Raw genomic sequence first — 19,679 nt, 5'->3', positions numbered from 1 at the left:
TTGCCCGACCCGACGTCATCCTTTTACCGATACCGTTGTCCGCGATTTGCCGACGGCGCGTCCCACGCGCCGACACTAGTATCCAGATGCGACCTGCCACGCAAGACAGCCTGATGCGACTTGCGTGGCATCCCGTCCCTGGCTGTCCATGTCCCCACATACAGGAAAAACAGCCATGGACCGTCGTCACTTTCTCAAGCTGGGAGGTTTTCTTACCGTTTCCGTTGCCGCTGGCGGGCTTGCCGCCTGCGGGGGCGGCGGAGGCGGGGACGATCAGCCGCCCGATACCGGTAATCCCGAAAATTTCAATTTCGTCCATGGCGTAGCCTCGGGCGATCCTCGCCCCGACAGCGTGATCGTGTGGACACGCGTCGAGGGCAACAATGGCAAGCGGCCCGTCGTGGTGCGCCTGCAGGTGTCCACGCAGGCGGATTTCCCACCGCAAAGCCTGCTCGTCAACCAGCCCCTGATGGCGCGCCCGGAATGGGACTATACGATCCGCAACAAGGTGACGGGCCTGACGGCCGGCGCGCGGTATTACTACCGCTTCCTGCTCGGCAACCGGGCCAGCACCGTTGGCCGCACCCGCACGACGGTGCCGGCCGGCACTGCGCTGGCGCAGTTGCGCTTCGCCTTCGTAAGCTGCCAGGACTGGAACGCCAACCATTGGGCCGGCATGGAGGAGCTGGCCCAGCAGGATCTGGACTTTATCGTCCACGTGGGCGACTACATCTACGAAGCGGTGCCGGGCGGCTCGCGCACCGGCAATGTCGAGGATCGGCATACCGTACTGACCTTGCCCAACGGCACGGTATTGCCCGATGGCAGTGTCTACGCCACCACGCTCGACGATTATCGCTACCTGTACCGCAGCTATCGCAACGATTCGCGGCTGCAGGCCCTGCACGCGGCGGCACCGATGATCGCGATCTGGGATGACCACGAATTTTCCGACAACTGCTGGCAGGACCGGCAGACCTACGACGCCGATGACGACCTCACGCCACGTACCGCGCGCCGGCGTGCCGCCAACCAGGCCTGGTTCGAGTACATGCCGGCCGATGTCAGCTTCGATGCGGACAATCCGTCGTTCCAGAACATCCAGATCTACCGCTCGTTCACCTTTGGCAATCTGGCCACGCTCATGATGACGGACGAACGGCTGTACCGCGCCGATCATGTCATTACCGAGGAATCCGTGGGCGGCTCGGTCGGAAGCCTTTACCTGGTGGCGGCCGACAAGCTGGCCTCGGCCGAAGCGGCCAGGATATCGGCTGCCGGCGGGGCCCTGACGCCGGTGTCGATGCTGGGCGACACGCAGCGAGGGTGGTGGCAAGACCGCGTCGGTGGCGCCAATACCACGTGGAAGCTCTGGGGCAACCAGCTCGCGATGCTGCGGATGCAAGTGGATATCACGCAAGCGGTGTCGACCCTGATCGCACACGCGCTGGTACTGTCCAACGGCGCGCTGGCGTCGGTCGAAAGCGCGATAGCCACGGCGCTGGCCAGCGATCTCGCGGCGGCGCGGACGGCTGGCACCTATGCCGGGCTGGCCTATACGGCTTTGCGCAACGTGCTGTCGCAGGCCGGCATTGACGGGCCGGCCTTCGATGCCAACGTCAAGCCATTCATCGCGTCGCGTCTGCCGCCCGTTTCGTTGCTGGGCAAGTTCATTCTCAATGCCGACCAGTGGGATGGCTTCAATGCCGAGCGCAAGAACCTGATGGCGTTCCTGAAGACCCATGACGTGCGCAATGTCGTGGCGCTGAGCGGCGACATCCACGCGTTCTTTGGCGGCCAGGTGATGGACGACTACGATGCCGCCAGCCCCGCGCCGGTGATGGTGGATCTGGTCACTGCGGGCTTGTCGAGCAACACGCTGCTCAGCTCGTTCCGCGCGGTCGTGGATAACGACCAGACGTTCGCCGCCCTGCGAGACCTGATCTACAGCAACGTCGGCGGCACGCTGACCAACACCTTCGACAGCACGCTGCGCACGTTCAATCCGTGGCTGCGGCACGTGAATACCAACGCCGAAGGCTACGCGGTGGTGACTCTGACGCCCGACAAGCTCAGTTGCGCATTCCACGTGATGCAGCGGCTTTCGGGAGGCACGGCACCGGCGCCAGCGACGGCGAGCACGAAGGTGCTGGAAGTGGCGGCGAATACGGCCGACGTGAACGTGGTCTAGCGTGTCGCCTGGCGCGCGGTCCAGGCAAGCGCCAGGACTCGCACAGATCGGCGGTTGGCCAAAAAAATGCGACGAGGGTGGCCTCGTCGCATTTTCTTCAATTCTTGCGCCAGGACTCGGGATACCCCGATACCGTGGCGCGGCGCGCCAATCAGAACAGTGCTTCGGTGATATCGACGCTCTCGTTCGGGAAGATGTTCTGCCACACGACTGGCTTCTTGTCAGAAATCAGCGGCAGGGCACCGCGCCAGTCCTGGGTCAGCGGGGCGGTTTCATAGCCCACGCGAAGCTTGTCGATCGCTTCGCGATACTGCGCCACGGTCTTCCAGTTGCTACCCGCTGCGCGCTGCAGGAAGGCCTTCAGCTTCTCGGGGGGATTCACCACCTTGCACTCGAACGGCACGTTGACCGCCACCGACTTCTTCGGCACGCCTTCGGTGACTGTCTCGGCCTTGCCCGTCGTGCAGACCGTGCGTTTCTGGGCATCGTGCAGGCTCTGCATGAACATGACGACGGTAGGCTCCAGCGCGGCCTTGTCCGCGTCGGACATCTTCAGTTGCTGCAGGAAGACAGGCGCCAGATCCTTGGCGTAATCCTTGTCTGCCTCGAGCTTCTCCGGAATGTTGATGAAGTCGCCTGGGGCCTTGTTGGCGACGCGCACCGGGCGCGTGTAGTCGTTGAGCGACTTCATGGCTGCCGGATCGGCCTGAATCAGCGTACGCAGGAACAGGTCCGTGACGGCTTCCGGCGATTGCGCCGGGGCTGCCGCGTGGGCGGTACCTGCTGCGGCCAATGCGGCAGCCGTCAGGACGCGGAGGGTAATCGCTTTCATTTGCTGCTTTCCTTCGGTGTTTTGTCACCCCATGGGGGGTGTAGCTACGGATTCGGCCACCGGTACGACCTGGCTCCCGGGCACGCCCGGATCGGGTTTGCCAACGGCCGAATATGTATTTTAAGGCGCTTTATATGTGATGTATATGCCTTAAAATGCCTAATATGCTACATTTATCGCGCCTATTCCGGCCTTCGATCGATGCCATGGCTGCTAGGCTGTTCCCGCTTTCACTCAGGATGTTTTTGCCGATGTTCCGTTTCAAGGCGATCCACTTCGCCAAATCCGCCACGACCCTCCCGACTTTCACTGCCTTCAGGACCGTTACCACGGTCGCCACGGTTGCCGCGCTGCTGGCGCTTGCCGCCACGGCCGCTGCCCACGCAGCCGGCCCGGCTGCTTCCGTAAAGCAGTCCGCGCCGGCCGCAAGCACCGCTGCCGAGTATTTGCCCGCTGCCGCGGACTTCGTCGGCAAGTGGACGCTCTATGGCGCAGCCGTTCGCGCGCCGTCAGACCTGCCGGCGCCGGCCACCCCCGCCCAGACCGCCGAGGCAACCGCCAGGCAGCGGACCCTGCTGACCTTCTACCGCGCGTTCGACTACCTGGAAATCAGCGCCGATGGCCGCTTCAACTTCCATCAGCCAGGCGAGAAGCCGGGCGATGCCTGCGCCTGGTGTGGCAACTGGTCATTCCACGACGATTCGTTGTGGCTCGACCTGCCAACCATGCCCCGGCTCGATATCTACGCGCCGGGCGGCAAGATGCAGATGACGTATGGCGCAGAAGTTGGCGAATCGGCGATGTTCCGTTGGCAGGTGGTCGGCTGGGCCAAGGTTCAGTAGGGAAATCGGCAGAACCGGGCGCCAAAACCAGGCGCCAAGAAAAAAGCGACGGGGTTTCCCTCGTCGCTTTTTCTTTGGAACCGGCTCCGGCGCTTATCGCCAGCGCCGGTCAGATCACGCCTTGCGCCAGCATGGCGTCGGCCACCTTGACGAAGCCCGCGATATTGGCGCCTTCCACATAGTTGATATAGCCGTCATCCTTCTGGCCGTAGTGGATGCAGTTGCCATGGATGTCTTTCATGATGGCGTGCAGCTTCTCGTCGATCTCGGCGTGGTGCCAGGCCAGGCGCATCGCGTTCTGCGACATCTCCAGGCCCGAAGTGGCCACGCCGCCGGCATTGCTGGCCTTGCCGGGCGCGTACAGGATGCGCGCGGCCACGAAGCGATCCACGGCATCGAGCGTCGACGGCATGTTGGCACCCTCGGCCACGCAGAACACACCATTCGACAGCAGGCGCTCGGCGTCGTGGCCGTCCAGTTCGTTCTGGGTGGCGCACGGCAGCGCCACGTCGGCAGGTACGTGCCAGGGGGTCTTGCCGGCCTCGAAACGCAGGTCGTGCTGCGCGGCAAAGTCGGCCAGGCGGCCGCGGGTCTCGTTCTTGAACGTCATCAGCGCGGCCAGCTGCTCGCTGTCCATGCCCTGCGGGAAGTGCAGCACGCCGCCGGAGTCCGACACGGTCAGCACCTTGGCGCCCAGTTCGATGGCCTTTTCGGCCGCGTACTGCGCCACATTGCCCGAGCCCGACAGCAGCACGCGCAGGCCATTGAATTCGCGGCCGCGTCGGTGCAGCATTTCCTGCGCGAAGTACACCGTGCCGTAGCCGGTGGCCTCGGGGCGCATCAGGCTGCCGCCAAACGCCAGCCCCTTGCCCGTAAACACGCAGGCCGACTGGTTCGTCAGCTTCTTCATCATGCCGGCCATGAAGCCCACCTCGCGTGCGCCCACGCCGATGTCACCGGCCGGCACGTCGGTATCGGGCCCCAGGTGACGATGCAGTTCGGCGATCAGCGCCTGGCAGAAGCGCATCACCTCGGCGTCCGACTTGCCCTTGGGATCGAAGTCCGATCCGCCCTTGCCGCCGCCCATCGGCAGCGTGGTCAGCGCGTTCTTGAAGGTCTGCTCGAAGCCCAGGAATTTCAGCACCGACAGGTTCACGGTCGGGTGAAAGCGCATGCCGCCCTTGTACGGGCCGATGGCCGAGCTGTGCTGCACGCGAAAGGCGCGATTGACCTGCACCTGGCCACGGTCGTCGGTCCAGGCCACACGGAACTGGATCACGCGCTCGGGTTCCACCAGCCGTTCCAGCAGCGCCTGTTCGCGGTAGCGCGTGTTGCGCTCGACGAACGGCCACAAGGTCATCATGACCTCCTTCACGGCCTGGAAGAATTCGGGCTGGTCGGGGTCACGCCGGGCAACGCCGGCCAGGAAGGAATCGAGGGAGTGGAAAGTCACGATGTCTCGGTATTGTCTTGGGTACTGTATGTGGCGCCTGCGCCTGCCGCAGAGGCTGGCGGCCGGGCCGTCCTGGATTGGCGCGTCGGATGCGCGCCGTGGCATGCAATGCGGGTAGGCAACCCGGGCGGAAGGGCACGGGCGCAATAAGATGCCGTCAATGTCCGGACATTGATGCTTGTGGCTGGATGTCCAAACAGGCACGAAGCTTAGCACCAGAATGGGGCAATCCCTATCGAAAACATGATGCTGCCGCCATGCGGATGGGCGTCCACGGGCTTCGGGGCGGGGCCGAAAGTGGACGAGCCGTGGCAACGGAAATCGGGCCGGAAATCGCGCCGGGACGCCGTGCTAGCATGAGCGCGTTCTCCGCCGCACCCTTACGCAACCATCCCATGACTACGCTCTACGCGACGCTTGGCGTCCAGTCCGATGCCACCCTGGACGAGATCAAGCTCGCCTACCGCCGCGCCGCCATGAAGTGGCATCCGGATCGCAATCCGGGGCGTGAAGCCGACGCCCACGCGGCTTTCCAGCAGATTCGGGACGCTTATTCGATCCTGTCCGACGCCGAGCAGCGTCAGGTGTACGACGACGTTTTCGAGCGGGAAATGCGCCGCTGGGAATCCGAGCATGCCGCCGAGATGGAGGCCGAAGAAGCGCAGGAGCGCGAGGCCCAGGAAGCGGCCCGGCGAGCCGCGCAGGAGCACTACGAGAAGATGGTTGCCATCGCCATGCGCTTTGCCGACGACGGGCACGGCCGCGACGTGCTGTTTGGCGTGCTGATGGGCCGGGACTGCGAGCCGGAGCTTGCCGGCCGCATCGCCAACAGCGTCTGGGCCCTGCATGAGTCGCGCAAGATGGCCGACATACCCAAGACCCCGGAGAACGCCGCCCAGTCGGATGCCGGCACCGCCCGCGCGGAAAAACCGGCCTTCGAATCGTTCTGGGAAGGCCTGTTCAGGTTCCGCTGAGCATAAAAAAACCGCGTCCCGAGGGACGCGGTACAAGTCTCATCTCACTGAGAACAAAGCAGAAAAGAAGCAGGAGCAGGCAGATCAGGCGCTGTGGGCCGGCGGTGCCGAGACACCGGTGCGGTCAAGGCCGGCGATGGTACGGGCCCCGTCGGTGTATGGATCGGGCTTGCGCGTGCCATAGGCACCCTGGCTGTAGACATCGCGCTTTTCCAGCACGTTGGCGCCTTCGGTAAAGACGTCGCGGGGGCCGTTGTGCATGGCGTAGCCGTAGCGGTCGGCATCGACGCCGCGGTCTTGCATGCCGTGGCCGGATTGCGCGGCGGCCAGCGTGCAGGCGCAGAGCATCGTGGTGGCAAGCAGGGACTTGATCGTGTAGTTGTGCATTTCTGGTCTTCAACAGATTGGGTGGACGGCGCGTCTGGCGGGGGTGGGGGGAGGACGCGCCGTCCGGGACGCCTTGTGGGCGATGTCGCATCGGAGTGGTGCGGCACGAGACAAAGTGTAGGCCGCCCCATGCATTCCTGTGATGATTTAAAAAATCATTTGTCAGTCGGTTTTTTCATGTGTCTGCAACGTGACGCCAAGCACCACGAGCGCGCATTGAACGTCGGCCGCCAGGGCCCGATCCTGCAGTGCGGAAAGTTGCACGAGCGATGTCTCGATCCACGCATGCAAGGCATCCGGCGCCTCGACGGTGTGTCCCGCCTTGATGCGCGCACGGAAATGGCGGGCCACGATACCCAGCACCCGGCGCACTGGCTTGCGGGCCGACACGGGCAGCGATGGCAGCGCGCGTTGCAGGGTCAGCGTGCAATACCCAATCTGCAGCTCGGTGAATCCGTCCGACGCCAGGCGGCCACCGCCGGCACCCAGCCGCGGCATCAGTTGCCCCAGCCGGTCCAGCATGCCAGCGCCGACACGGGTATGGGCATCGGCGGCACGCCAGGTGGCGGCCCGCGCCAGATCCTGCCAGCTGGCGCGGATCAGCCGCTGCGCGGCCACGTGTGCGCCAAAGGGTCGCGCGAGCATGGCCCAGAGCGGCGCGAACAACATCGCGGCGGCATTTGCCAGGTTCGTGTTGAACAGGCCGACGAAATTGGCGTCGTAGACCGTCTGCACATTGGCAAATGACGCGGTATTCACTGACAGCAACATGGCGATCAGGTTGAAGCCGGGCCGCTGGATCAGCAGCCCGATGCCCAGATAGGGCACCGACAACATCCCGGCCAGTGTTTCGAACGTCTGCGCGTGCGGCACCACCATGAACAGGTAGAACGACGAGATCAGCAGGCAGATCGCGGCCCAGCGGACGAATGATCGCGCCACGGGGCGCGGCTCGTCGATGGTGGCGAAGAAGCAGCAGGCGATGGCCGACACGGCCACCGGGCCGCCACCGTCCTCCCAGCCCGAGAAGATCCACAACAGGCCTGCGCAGAACACGGCCAGGCCAGCCGATACCGCGCCAAACACCAGCATGGCGTGGTCGTGATGCAGGGTGTCTCCTTCGGGTTCGGGCTCGTGCCCGGTTGCGCTGCCGGGGGGCTCGCTCATCGACGGCTTGCCCTGTGGCGCGTCCGGGCGGTCGACAATGCGCTGCCGCAAATCGGCGCAGGCGCGCATCAGGATGGCGTGCCGGGTGGTCAGCAAGGCGGCCGCCTGCTCCAGCGCCAGACGCGGCAGTCGGGGCGCCCGGGTGTCACGCAGCGCCTGCAGCACGCTTTCCAGGCCGGACAGTACCGGCATCAGCCGCGACATGCGGCCACGCAGAGCGCGTGCGTGGTCCACGGCCTGCTGGCTCTCGATATCGAAGGACAGGTGCACGATCAGCTGGTCCAGGGCCAGCATGTCGGCCGCCAGGCGATGCCGGCTGACGGCCGCGCGGGGGTTGGCGGCGACGATATCGCTGGCCCAGGCTGCCGCATCGTCCAGCCAGATGCGCGCCCGTTCGCGCAGCGCTGGCGCCACCTTGGCCGGAAACACGATGGCACCGACCAGGCTCGCGCAGACAATGCCGATCACGATTTCCTCGATGCGGGCCACGGCGATATCGAAGATGTCGGCCGGCTGCATGACGGCCGGCAGCGCGACGATCGGCAAGGTATAGGCCGCCAGCAGGAACACATAGCTGCGCGGCGTACGCTGCAGCAGGGACAGGTAGACCAGCGCCATGATCCACAGCGCGATGGCGCCCATCAGCACGATCGGCATGTTCACCAGTTGCGGCACGGTAATCACGGCGGCCATCGCGCCAAGCATGGTGCCGGCCACGCGATAGGCGGCCTTCGAGCGCGTGGCGCCCGTGAGCGGGTTCGAGACGAAATAGACCGTGGCCATGGCCCAGTACGGGCGCGGCAGGCCGAACGACAGGGCGATATAGAGCGCCAGCATCGCGGCAGCGAATGCCTTCAGCGAAAACAGCCACTGTCGGGCATGCGGCCAGCTAGCCATGATTGTGATGCGCCGGGGGGGCCGGCAATTGGGGGCGTAGGACGGGCAGTGTAGTCGCCCGGCAAAGATTCCATACATGATTTAAAATTCGCGTCTTCAGTCGGAATATTCATGAAAGGCCAGTCATGCCGATCGACATCCGGGCGTTGCGCTACTTCGTCGAGACCGCGCGCCTGAAAAGCTTTACGCAGGCGGCATCGTCGCTCTACGTCACGCAATCGACCATCAGCAAGATGGTCAGGCAGCTGGAAGACGAGATCGGCCAGCCGCTGCTGATCCGCGAAGGCAAGTCGGTGCGGCTGACCGACGTGGGCCGGGTGGTGTACGACCGGGGCCAGGAGGCGCTGGGCGTGGTACACCGGCTGACACTGGAAGTGGCGGATCTGTCATCGCTGGGGCGCGGCCAGCTGACGGTGGGCATCCCGCCCATGGTCAACCTGTTCTTCTCGCCTGCCGTCAGCGCCTTTCGCAAGCGATATCCCAACCTGCAGCTGACGCTGTCCGAGCACGGCGGGCAGGTGGTGGAGCAACAAGTGGCGAATGGCGAACTTGAAGTGGGCGCCACGGTGCTGCCCGGCGATACGGGCCTGGCGCTGGAAACGCGGCAGTTCGCAAAATATCCAATCTGGGCGGTCGGGCCGCATCGTGCCGCGTGGGCCAGCGGCCGCACGGTGACGCTGGAGGCGCTGCGCGAAGAACCGCTGGTCATGCTGACCGACGAATTCTCGCTGACGCGCAAGCTGCGGCAGGCCTTTCTGGAAGCGCGCATCGAACCGCATGTCGTGGCGCAAAGCGGCCACTGGGATTTTTTGGCGTCGATGGCCGCCGCAGGACTGGGCACCACCTTCCTGCCCGAACCGCTGCTCAAGCGCCTGGAAACGCGCGACAAGCTCGCCGTGGCCCGTCTGACCGAACCGACCATGGACTGGGCCCTGGCCCACATCTGGTCGCCGGGACGCTACCTGTCACACGCGGCCCGGGCGTGGCTGGAGGTTTGCGAGGAGGTAATGGGGTAGGGGCGGAGGGTAGGCGTGGGGGTAGGCGTGGGAGTAAGGGCGGGCCGGCCTGTCAGACCCCGACCGATAGCTGCCGAGGCTACCAGCCACTAGGCTTCAGTCAGATGCCGCATGGGAGTCCTGACGATGCAGCCAGTGGTGGCGGAAAAACGATCGGTTCGGAGTTTTGCGCGATTGCTGCGCGATACGGTGTCAGCCTGGCTGGACGACTATGCGCCCAGCATGGGCGCCGCGCTCGCGTACTACACGGTGTTTTCTGTGGCGCCGCTGCTGCTGATCGTGATCGCCATTGCAGGGCTGGTGTATGGCGACGAAGCAGCGCGCGGCGCGGTGGTCGAGCAGATCGGCGGCCTGGTGGGCGTGGAGGGCGCCAAGGCCATCGAAAGCATGCTGATCTCGCTCAGTTCGCCTGCCAAGGGGTCGCTCACGGCGGTGCTCAGTACCGTCACCCTGTTCGTGGGCGCCACCACGGTCTTTGCCGAGTTGCAGGACGCGCTGGACCGCATCTGGCGCGTGCCTGAGCGCAAGAAGCCGTCGGGCGTCTGGGAACTGCTGCGCGCGCGCGTGCTGTCGTTCGGCATGATCCTGGGCATCGGCTTTCTGCTGATCGTCTCGCTTGTCGCCAGCGCCGCGCTGGCCGCCATTGGGCGGTACTGGTCGCCCATGCTGGGCGAGGGCGAGGTGCTGGGCCACCTGCTCGACATGGGCCTGAGCTTTGTGCTGGTCACGGTGGTCTTCGCGATGATCTACAAGATCATGCCGCACGCCGCTGTACGGTGGCCGGACGTATGGCTGGGCGCCGTGGTCACGTCGGTGCTGTTCACGGTGGGCAAGCTGCTGATCGGGCTGTATATCGGGAAGACGGGCATCGCCACCGGCTACGGTGCGGCCGGATCGCTGGTGGTGGTGCTGGTCTGGGTGTACTACTCGGCGCAGATCTTTCTGCTGGGGGCGGAATTCACGTGGCTCTATGCCAACCGCTTCGGGTCGCTGCGCAGGCAGCCGGCCGTGCACGAAGGGCAGGCGCCCACGCGGCGGGACCAGGCACCGCCCTGATGGTCATCGGCTCCGATGCCGTTTCCCGCGTCTTTACCGTGCCCGCAGCGCATCCACGATATTGAGCCGTGACGCGCGCAGCGCCGGCAGGAACCCGCCGATCAGGCCCATCGCCATCGAGAACAGCAGCGTCTTGACGATGATGGCCGGTGTCAGCAAAAAGCGGAACGACAGGTCGGCAAAGGTCTGGAAGTTCGTGGTGGAGAACGATGCGAACTGCATCAGCGACGCGCAGAGCAGGCCGGCAATGCCGCCCACCAGCCCCAGCAGCACGGCTTCGATCAGAAACGCCATCAGCACGTTGGTGCGCTGGAAGCCCAGCGCGCGCAGCGTGCCGATCTCGCCCACGCGGTTGGCCACCGACGCGTACATCGTGATCATGGCGCCAATCATGGCCGCCACCGAGAAGATGGTCGTCAGCGTCAGGCCCAGGATATTGATAAAGGCCGACAGCGCCTTGGACTGGTCGCTGTAGAACTGCTGTTCGCGCTTGGCTTCGTTCGCCAGGCGCGGGTCGACGTCGATATCGGTGCGGAATTTGTCGAAGGCGTCGGTATTCGCCAGCCGCAGCACCATCGACGAATAGCTGGTGCGCCGGAACGACTGCATGAGCTGGTCCACGTCGCCCCAGATCTCGGAATCGAAACCGCTGCCGCCGGCATCGAAATGACCCACCACGGTCCAGTCGCGCTGCGCAAAGCGCAGGTGATCGCCAATGCGCACGTTGCCGTACCCCTTGGCAAGGCTGCTGCCGACGATGATTTCCGATGATCCCGGCTTGAACACGCGCCCCTCGGTCAGCCGCACCTGCGGCCGCAGCGACACGCCCAGCGGCGATACGCCCCGGATCACCACGTTCGACGGCGTGGTGTAGCCGGTCTTGGTCAGCGAGATCAGCACCACCGCTTCGCGCGAGGCCATCGGGCGGCCCTCTGGCGTCATGGCGATGGACGGATACATCTCCAGCGCGGCCGCCTGGTCGCGCGAGATGGCGCTCTGGATCTCGGTCTCGGCACCTTTGCGGATCACCACCACGTTGTCGCGCTCGCCCGTGGTCACCAGCGTCTGCTTCAGGCCCGCATCGAGCATCAGCATCGTCGCGAACACGAAGACCACCAGCGCCAGGCCGCCGGCCGTCAGCGCCGTGGTCAGGCGCCGGGCCCAGACGTTGCGGGCGATGTAGTGGAGCGGAATGACCATCTGCGCGCGTTCCCGTCAGCCAATGGCCCGCAGGCCTTCGACGATCCGCACCCGGGCGGCCTGCACCGCCGGCACGATGGCGGCGGCCACGCCAACCACCAGCGCACAGCCAGCCTGCATCGCCATGGTCTCGTGCGACACGGTGAATACCGGAAACACCCCGCCCACGGCCTGCTTGAAGAAGCGGGCCGCCGGTGGTGTCAGTAACATGCCCAGCGCGCCGCCAAACGCGCTGATGATCATCGATTCGCCAAAAACGAGCAATGACAGGAAGCCAGGGCCGAAGCCCAGCGCCTTCAGCGTGGCGTATTCGGTGATGCGCTCGCGCGCGCTCATCGCCATGGCGTTGGCCATCACGGCCATCACGATGACGATCACCACATACGACACCACGCGAATGGCCGCGATGATCTGGTTGGACATCGCCACAAAGCCAAGCTGGAAAGCCTGTTCGGTCTCGGTCAGGGTCTCGGCCAGGGAATTCTTGAACACGTTGTCCACCGCGCGCGAGATCGCGGCGGCATTGTCCGGGTTATCGACGCCCAGAATAAACACGCCCACCTGGTCGGCCTGCCTGGGATTCTTCTTGCGCACCGTTTCGTTCAGGTAATCCCAGTGGAACACCATCTGGCGCGTGATCGTGCTTTCGTCGCGGCCGTCCATGATGCCGCGTACCACGAAATCCCAGGTGCCGGCGTAGATCGTGCCCTTGATCGGGATGACGTCGCCAATCTTGAATCCGTACAGGTCGGCCAGTTGCCGGCCCACCAGCGCACCGCGGCGGTCGCGCTGGTAGTCGGCCCGCTGCTCGGGCGGGACGATGAACTCGGGATACAGGTCGAGGTAATTGTCCGAGACGGCAAACTGGGCGAAGAAGTTCTTGGGGTCGCGGTAGACGCCGCCGAACCAGTTCGAGCGTGCCACCTGCGTCACCCCATCGACGCCCTTGATCCGGTATTCGTAGTTCAGCGGCAGCGCAAAGGTCAGCGAGATGGCGTTGCGGGTGACCAGCCGCGCGTTGGACGCCGCCGACGCGCCCGCGTACCAGGCATCGACCACGGTCTGCAGCAGCCCGTAGGCCAGCACCGCGATCACCAGGCCGAGCACCGTCAGCGCGGTGCGCAGCTTGTGGCGCATGGCGTTGCGGGCGATCAGCTTGGGCAGGAACATGGGCTACGCTTCCCGGCCGCGCTGCTCGCCCTGGAGCAGTTCGCCTTTTTCCAGATGAACCAGAGACTTGGCGGCTTCGGCGGCATGGGCGTCGTGCGTGACCATGATGATGGTCTTGCCCAGGTCGGTATTGAGCCGTTGCAGCATCGCCAGGATGTCTGTGGCCGAATTACGATCCAGGTCGCCAGTCGGTTCGTCGGCCACGATCAGCGTCGGATCGGTAATCAGCGCGCGGGCAATCGCCACGCGCTGCTGCTGGCCGCCGGACAGCTCGGTGGGATAGTGGTCCATGCGATCGGACAGGCCCACCATGCCCAGCACCATCTCCACGCGCTCGCGCCGCTCGGCGCGGCTCAGCCGCGTCAGCATCAATGGCAGTTCCACGTTCTCGTAGGCGGTCAGCACCGGCATGAGGTTGTAGAACTGGAAGATAAAGCCAACGTGCGCGGCGCGCCAGTCAGCCAGCGAGGCCTCGGGCAGTTCCGAGATATCGACGCCGCCCACCAGCAGTTCGCCGCTATCGGGGCGGTCGATACCGGCAATCAGGTTCAGCAGCGTGCTCTTGCCGGAGCCGGACGGCCCCATCAGCGCGATAAAGTCGCCCGCCGCGATGTCGAGCGAGATATCGGACAGCACCGGCACGATCTGCGCGCCGCGCTGGTACGACTTGGCCAGGTGGCGGATCGAGACCAGCGGGGCCGGCGGCGTGACCGGGGCGGAGGGCGTGGAAGGGTCGAGCGGGGCGGACATGTCTTACTTCTTGGTGACCGTGACGCGAGCGCCGTCCGACAGCTTGTCGGCCGGGGCCAGCACCACGGTCTCGCCCGGCTTTACGCCCTGCACGGCCAGCAGTTCGCCAACTTTCGCGCCCCGGGTGACAGGTATCTGCCTGACCTTGCCATCGGCCACCACGAACACCACGGGCTTGCCGTCGCGGTCCACCACCGCCGACGGCTGCACGGCCGTCAGCGGCTTGTTGTCTTCGGGCGGCACCGGCTTGGACAGGAAGGCGATCTTGGCGCTCATGTCGGGCAGCACGCGCTGGTCGCGGTCGACAAAGCGGATCTTGACCAGCACCGTGGCCTTGGACCGGTCCACGGTCGGCACGATGCGCGACACGCGCCCGGCCATGCGCAGGTTGGGCAGCGCATCGAGCAGGATCTCGCACGGTTGTTCCACCGTGATCCTGGCGATATTCGATTCGGCGACGTCCGCTTCCACTTCGAGCGTATCCATGTCGGCAATCGTCACGATGGCGCCCTTGGTGTCGGCGGCGGCCGAAAACGGCGTGATGTTGTCACCAACGTTGGCGTGCTTGATCAGCACCACGCCGTCGAACGGAGCGCGGATCACGGTCTGCTCGACCGCCACCTCGGCTGCCCGGGCGTTGGCCTTGGCCGACGTGATCGACGCCTGCGAATTGTTGATGGAGGCACGCGCCTTGTTGTAGCGCGCCAGGTCGGCGTCGTACTGCTGCCTGGAGATGGCCTTCGGTTCCAGCAGCATCTCAGATCGCTTCAGGTTGACCTCGGCATCGCGCAGTTCGGCCTGCTGCAACTGCAGGTTGGCCTCTGCCACCTGCACCTGCGCGCGGGCCTGGGCGGCCGAAGCTTCCACGTCGCGGCTTTCCACGCGGGCGATGATCTCGTCTTTCTTCACGCGCGAGCCTTCCAGCACGCCCAGCCATTCCAGCCGGCCCTGGGCCTTCGAGGCCACGGCGGCCTTGCGCTGCGGCACCACGTAGCCGGTGGCGTTCAGCAGCGTGTAGTTCTGGGACGGGTAGGCCGCCGTGATCGTGGTGGTTTCCACGGGCTGCGGGCCTGCCAGCCGCGCCCCAACGCCGATAACCACCAGCAGGATCGCCGCGATGATCGCGTAACGCACCCAGCGGCGGCGCCGGCGCGGCGCGGGTGCCATGGCACTGCGGTCGATTTTCAGCTTGCTCAGGTCTTGATCAGCCAATTTGGGAACCGTTTCGTTGCGGTATGCAGAAAAAGGCTCCCAGTATAGCGACTGTGCAAGGCCGGAAAGCGCCTGAAAGCACGTCCACCGGAAGCCGTTACAGCAGCTTGCCCGGGTTCATGATGCCGCTGGGGTCGAACACCTGCTTGATGGCGCGCATCAGCCGCAGTTCCAGCGGATCTTTCAGGGCCAGGAACGCGTCGCGCTTGAGCTGGCCGATACCGTGTTCGGCGCTGATGCTGCCGTTGTAGCGCGCGACTTCCTCCATCACCTCGTCGCTGACGGCCTTGCCGTCGCCGAGCGCCCATTTCGGGTCGGCGCCCAGCGGGCGCGACAGGTTGTAATGCAGGTTGCCGTCACCGAAATGGCCGAAGATGAACGGCCGGATGCCCGGGTGGCGGGCGACCAGGCGGGCCTCCATCGACGCCATGAACGCCGGGATGCTCTCGATCGGCAGCGACACGTCGTGCTTCAGGTGCAGGCCGTCGGCGCGCTGCGCCTCGGAGATTTCTTCGCGCAGGCGCCACAGGCCCTGCAGTTGCGCCAGCGATGCCGATACGGCGGCGTCAAGACACAGGCCCCGTTCCAGCGCTTCGCCGATGACCGATTCCAGCAATGCGTTCAGCACATCCTCGGACGCCGTATCGGCAATTTCCAGCAGGACATAGGCTGGATGGCGCTCGGCAAACGGTGCCTGCACGTTTTCGGCATGGGTCAGCACCAGGTCCAGGCAGGCACCGGTAAAGAACTCGTAGGCCTGCAGCCGGGCGCCGCAACGGGCGAACAGCAGCGAATACAGCTCCAGCGCCTGCGCGGACGATTCCACGGCGGCCAGCACCACCGCGCGCGAGTCGGCGCGCGGCGACAGGCGCAGCGCGGCGGCCGTGATGATGCCAAGCGTGCCTTCCGATCCGATCAGCAGTTGCTTGAGGTCGTAGCCGGTGTTGTCCTTGCGCAGCGTGCGCAGGCCATGAAAGATCTCGCCGTTGGGCAGCACCGCTTCCACGCCCAGCACCAGTTCGCGCGTCATGCCGTAGCGCACCACGTTCACGCCGCCGGCGTTGGTGGCCAGGTTGCCGCCAATCTGGCACGAATCCTCGGCCGCCAGCGATAGCGGGAACAGGCGGTCGTTTTCCTCGGCGGCGCGGCGCAGGTTGCCCAGGATGCAGCCCGCCTCGGCCACCATCGTGTTGGCGATGGTGTCGATCGAGCGGATCTTGTCCATGCGGTCGAGGCTGATCACCACGTTGGCCGGACTGTTGCCTGGCGCAGCGCCGCCGCACAGCCCGGTATTGCCGCCGCGCGGCACCACGGGCACGCCTGACTGCTGGCACAGCGCCAGCGCCTGCGCCACCTGGGCGGTGGTACGCGGCCGCACTACGGCCTGCGCGTGGCCCTTGTAGAGCCCGCGCCAGTCGGACAGCCAGGGCGCCACGTCATCGGGCGCGGTGGCAACCACCTCTGGGCCAAGGGCTTCGGTCAGGCGTTGGGCGAATGCAATATCGGACATGATCGGCTTCGGAAATCGAGGAATTCAGTGGATTTGGCGGATTTACGACTGGCGCAGCGGCAGGCCCAGGCGGCCAGCGGCGTTGCGCAGGTGTTCGGTGGCACGCAGGCGGGCCAGTTCGGCGTCGCGCGCACGGATGGCATCGAAGATCGCCACGTGTTCGGCATGCACACGCGCGGGCAGCCCAGGCTGGCGGCTGGAATTGACGCGTGCAGTGCGCACGGCCTGGTGCAATTGCAGGTTCATGTACTGCAGCAACTGCAGGTAATACGGGTTGTGCGTGGCCGTGGCAATGGCGATGTGGAACTGGATGTCGGGCTCCACGCCGTGGTCGGGATCGTCGATCCGGGCGGCTATGGCATCGAGCAGGGCGGACATGCGTGTCACGTCGGCTTCGGTGCGATGCCGGGCCGCCATGGCGGCCGCCGCGCTTTCCAGGTCGATCCGCAGTTCGAAAATCGCGGCCAGGTCGGTGGCATCGGCACTGCCGGCCAGCCGGAATCCACTGTCGCTGACACGGGACCGCACGGTGCTGCCCAGGCCCTGGCGGCTTTCGATCATTCCTTGCGACCGCAGGTGCTCGGTCACCTCGCGGATCACGGCCGCGCTGACGCCGTAGCGTTCGGCCAGCTGCTTGCCGGTAGGCAGCCGCGCACCGACGGGAAACGTCCCGTCGGCAATTTCGCCGCGCAGTTGCTGGATAACGCGCTCGGTCAGGGTGATGGGCCTTGTCTGCATAGGCCAGCACCTTACGCTTTTCTGGTTATATGAAAACTAGGTGATAACCCTTAATAAGCCCAGCACCTATCCGTCCTTCTTGAGCCGGTACGCCAGTTGCGGCCGCGTAATACCGAGCATCCGCGCCGCCGACGACAGGTTGCCGCGCGTGGTGGTGATCGCCAGCTGCATCAGCCGGGCCTCGATCTGGGGCAGCGACACCTGCTGGTTCAGCAGCTTTTCGATCAGCGCATCGGCGTCCTCGCTGGTTTCCGGGCATCCGGCGCCCATCTGCTGGCTGGCGAACAGGTGGGGCACGTCGATCATGCCGGTGGCCGGCGCCAGCAGCACGCCGCGTTCGATCATGTTTTCCAGCTCACGGATATTACCGGGCCACGGGTATTGCACCAGCGCGTCGCGCGCCCGGCCGGTCAGGCCGCGCACCTGCTTTTGGTAGCGTGCGTTGCAGCGGGTGATGAAAGCCTGGGCCAGCTCGGGAATGTCTTCCTTGCGTTCGCGCAGCGCCGGGATGGCAACCGGGTAGGTGCTGATCCGGTAGAACAGGTCGGCGCGGAACTGGCCCAGCTTGATGGCCTGCGCCAGGTTCACGTTGGTGGCGGCAATCAGCCGCACGTTGACCTTGCGCGCTTCCACGCTGCCCAGCCGTTCCACCTCGTTGTTCTGCAGCACCCGCAGCAGCTTGACCTGGGCTGCCGGGGGCAGGTCCCCGATCTCGTCCAGGAACAGCGTGCCGCCGTGAGCCCGTTCGAAGCGGCCCGGCCGCGATTGCTGGGCGCCGGTATAGGCGCCTTTCTCGACGCCAAACAGCTCGGATTCCACCAGTTCATGCGGAATCGCCGCGCAATTGACGGCTACGAACGGCTGCTCGGCGCGCGGCCCATTGTCATGCAGCCAGCGCGCGAACATCTCCTTGCCGGCGCCGGTTTCGCCGGTCAGCAGCACCGTGATATGGCTGTCCGCGGCGGCCGAAAGCAGGGTGAAGGCTTCACGGAACGCCGGCGACTGCCCGATCAGGTTGCCCTGGTTGGCGCCGCACAGCGTTTCGCGCAGCGTGCTGACTTCCTGCTGCAGCGAGAGCAGGTCGCTGATCACCGAGTCTGGCTCGAAGTACTTCAGGTATTCGGCGTCGTCCCATTCCTCGGCAGGCTTGCCGACGATGCGGCACTGGTCGTCGCCGCGCCGCGCGCATTCGGTCTCCTTGTAGATGACCAGGCGGTCCATGAAGGTGCTGGAATAGCCCGACGCATAGCCCAGCTGCACCCAGCAGCCGGCTTCCTCGCGGCTTAGCGCCTCGTTGAACGGCGCCTCGCCTTCCCACGAATCCTTCCAGAGAAATTCGCCGTAGAAGTGGCCGGTGTCGCGGTCTACCTCCAGCCGCACCGGCTCGACGCGCGTCACGCCTTCGAGCATATGCAGTTGCGGGCCCCACAGGAACGCCTCGTGCGGCGAACTGGCCAGTTCTTCCTTGCGCTCGCGCTTGACCATCTCGGCATCGCGCATGCCTTGCGCGTAGCCCATGCGGATCAGCAGGCCCTTGCCGCGCTCGATGCCCAGCGTGTCGAGAATCTCCCGGCGCAGGTAGCTCAACGCTTCGGTATGCATCAGCACCATGCGCGATTCGCCAAGGCGGATCTGCGCCGCACGGGCGTCGATGGTCAGCAGCGATGCCAGGTCGAAGGGCGGGGCGCCAGGCGGTGGGTCTTGCGATTGCGGGGGCAGCTTGGGCGGTGTTTTGGGGGGCGTTGTCATCCTCGTCACTCCAGATTCCTGCGGGCGCTTTCTGGCGAAGCGCCTCGTCTTTCCGCGAAGCCTAGCACGGCCTCTGGCGATCCCCGATAGGGGCTGACGCGCCCCTTTGCGCCGATGCTGCGGCGCAGCGCCCGGCGATTTGATCATTTGATGAAAACGGCCTTGATCCCCTCATCAAATGATCAAGCAGCCTGACGCATGGCAGAACCGCCAATTTCCCGCAATCGCTTGTGCCACAACGATTTTCGCGGCCTGGCACGCGGCTCGCTATATGCCTTGCACCCGATTCCACAAAAACGCGCGCACCGCCCGGTGTGTGCAAGGCAACAGGAGCGAGACATGCCACTTCCCACCCCGGACCAGCGCTACGTGCGCGTGGTGGAGCGCGACGAGCGCTGGGTCGAATTCGAGTTCTCGATTGGCGATCCGGCGATCTTCGTGGAACTGGTGATGCCGCCGGAGCAGTTCCAGTCGTTCTGCCGCGACCAGCACGCCCAGTTGCTGAACTGAACAGATAACACCCATAAGGAGACAG

Annotated in this window: 17 protein-coding genes; 6 read left to right on the top strand and 11 right to left on the bottom strand. The window is 65.3% G+C overall.

The features are described 5' to 3' along the window. Positions 1–175 precede the first annotated feature (175 nt). Positions 176–2,191 (top strand): alkaline phosphatase, encoded by a 2,016-nt coding sequence (locus A9J21_RS17510; protein WP_066737881.1) that lies wholly within the window; start codon positions 176–178, stop codon positions 2,189–2,191. 151 nt (positions 2,192–2,342) lie between these two features. On the opposite strand, the gene A9J21_RS17505 is transcribed toward A9J21_RS17510, so the two are convergent. Next, positions 2,343–3,023 (bottom strand): hypothetical protein, encoded by a 681-nt coding sequence (locus A9J21_RS17505; protein WP_066737880.1) that lies wholly within the window; start codon positions 3,021–3,023, stop codon positions 2,343–2,345. Positions 3,024–3,274: 251 nt separating this feature from the next. Between A9J21_RS17505 and A9J21_RS17500 the strand changes: the two genes are divergently transcribed. Then, a complete protein-coding gene (locus A9J21_RS17500) occupies positions 3,275–3,865 on the top strand; it encodes a hypothetical protein (protein ID WP_156545984.1) in 591 nt (196 codons plus the stop codon). A 109-nt stretch (positions 3,866–3,974) separates the two neighbouring features. Here the strand turns inward: A9J21_RS17500 and gdhA are convergent, their stop codons facing one another. Further along, complete coding sequence (gdhA, locus tag A9J21_RS17495; RefSeq protein ID WP_066737878.1) at positions 3,975–5,318, bottom strand: NADP-specific glutamate dehydrogenase; 1,344 nt, start codon at positions 5,316–5,318, stop codon at positions 3,975–3,977. Between the two features lie 395 nt (positions 5,319–5,713). Between gdhA and A9J21_RS17490 the strand changes: the two genes are divergently transcribed. Continuing rightward, positions 5,714–6,292: a J domain-containing protein gene (locus A9J21_RS17490; RefSeq protein WP_066737876.1), complete on the top strand. Its 579-nt coding sequence runs from the start codon at positions 5,714–5,716 to the stop codon at positions 6,290–6,292. Positions 6,293–6,376: 84 nt separating this feature from the next. Here the strand turns inward: A9J21_RS17490 and A9J21_RS17485 are convergent, their stop codons facing one another. Continuing rightward, on the bottom strand, positions 6,377–6,679 hold the full coding sequence (locus A9J21_RS17485; RefSeq protein ID WP_066737873.1) for a hypothetical protein: 303 nt from the start codon (positions 6,677–6,679) through the stop codon (positions 6,377–6,379). Between the two features lie 162 nt (positions 6,680–6,841). Then, the gene (locus tag A9J21_RS17480; RefSeq protein ID WP_066737871.1) at positions 6,842–8,743 is read right to left on the bottom strand and encodes an FUSC family protein; all 1,902 of its coding nucleotides are present in this window, start codon (positions 8,741–8,743) and stop codon (positions 6,842–6,844) included. Between the two features lie 125 nt (positions 8,744–8,868). Here A9J21_RS17480 and A9J21_RS17475 point away from each other — a divergent pair, with 125 nt between their 5' ends. Beyond that, a complete protein-coding gene (locus tag A9J21_RS17475; protein WP_066737870.1) occupies positions 8,869–9,759 on the top strand; it encodes a LysR family transcriptional regulator in 891 nt (296 codons plus the stop codon). Positions 9,760–9,870: 111 nt separating this feature from the next. Next, a complete protein-coding gene (locus A9J21_RS17470) occupies positions 9,871–10,815 on the top strand; it encodes a YihY/virulence factor BrkB family protein (protein WP_404851390.1) in 945 nt (314 codons plus the stop codon). A 33-nt stretch (positions 10,816–10,848) separates the two neighbouring features. Here the strand turns inward: A9J21_RS17470 and A9J21_RS17465 are convergent, their stop codons facing one another. From A9J21_RS17465 to A9J21_RS17435, 7 genes are all read right to left on the bottom strand, one after another. Beyond that, positions 10,849–12,015 carry an ABC transporter permease gene (locus A9J21_RS17465; protein ID WP_066737868.1) on the bottom strand — a complete coding sequence of 389 codons (1,167 nt, stop codon included), beginning with the start codon at positions 12,013–12,015 and terminating at the stop codon, positions 10,849–10,851. 15 nt (positions 12,016–12,030) lie between these two features. Then, positions 12,031–13,185, bottom strand: coding sequence for an ABC transporter permease (locus tag A9J21_RS17460; protein WP_066737867.1), 1,155 nt, complete (start codon positions 13,183–13,185; stop codon positions 12,031–12,033). Positions 13,186–13,188: 3 nt separating this feature from the next. Continuing rightward, the gene (locus A9J21_RS17455) at positions 13,189–13,935 is read right to left on the bottom strand and encodes an ABC transporter ATP-binding protein (RefSeq protein WP_066737866.1); all 747 of its coding nucleotides are present in this window, start codon (positions 13,933–13,935) and stop codon (positions 13,189–13,191) included. 3 nt (positions 13,936–13,938) lie between these two features. Then, entirely contained in the window at positions 13,939–15,147 is a 1,209-nt protein-coding gene (locus A9J21_RS17450) for an efflux RND transporter periplasmic adaptor subunit (RefSeq protein WP_066737865.1), read from the bottom strand. 97 nt (positions 15,148–15,244) lie between these two features. After that, a complete protein-coding gene (locus tag A9J21_RS17445; protein ID WP_066737863.1) occupies positions 15,245–16,657 on the bottom strand; it encodes an FAD-binding oxidoreductase in 1,413 nt (470 codons plus the stop codon). 42 nt (positions 16,658–16,699) lie between these two features. Further along, entirely contained in the window at positions 16,700–17,395 is a 696-nt protein-coding gene (locus A9J21_RS17440) for a FadR/GntR family transcriptional regulator (RefSeq protein WP_066737862.1), read from the bottom strand. Positions 17,396–17,461: 66 nt separating this feature from the next. Further along, positions 17,462–19,144, bottom strand: coding sequence for a sigma-54-dependent Fis family transcriptional regulator (locus tag A9J21_RS17435; protein ID WP_066737860.1), 1,683 nt, complete (start codon positions 19,142–19,144; stop codon positions 17,462–17,464). Positions 19,145–19,483: 339 nt separating this feature from the next. On the opposite strand from A9J21_RS17435, the gene A9J21_RS31060 reads away from it, so the two are divergent. Beyond that, positions 19,484–19,654, top strand: coding sequence for a phenol hydroxylase subunit (locus A9J21_RS31060; RefSeq protein ID WP_082926484.1), 171 nt, complete (start codon positions 19,484–19,486; stop codon positions 19,652–19,654). Positions 19,655–19,679: the final 25 nt, after the last annotated feature.

This window comes from Cupriavidus sp. D384 (genome assembly GCF_001652915.1).
Taxonomy (GTDB): domain Bacteria; phylum Pseudomonadota; class Gammaproteobacteria; order Burkholderiales; family Burkholderiaceae; genus Cupriavidus.
This window is presented reverse-complemented; position numbering and strand designations above follow the sequence as displayed.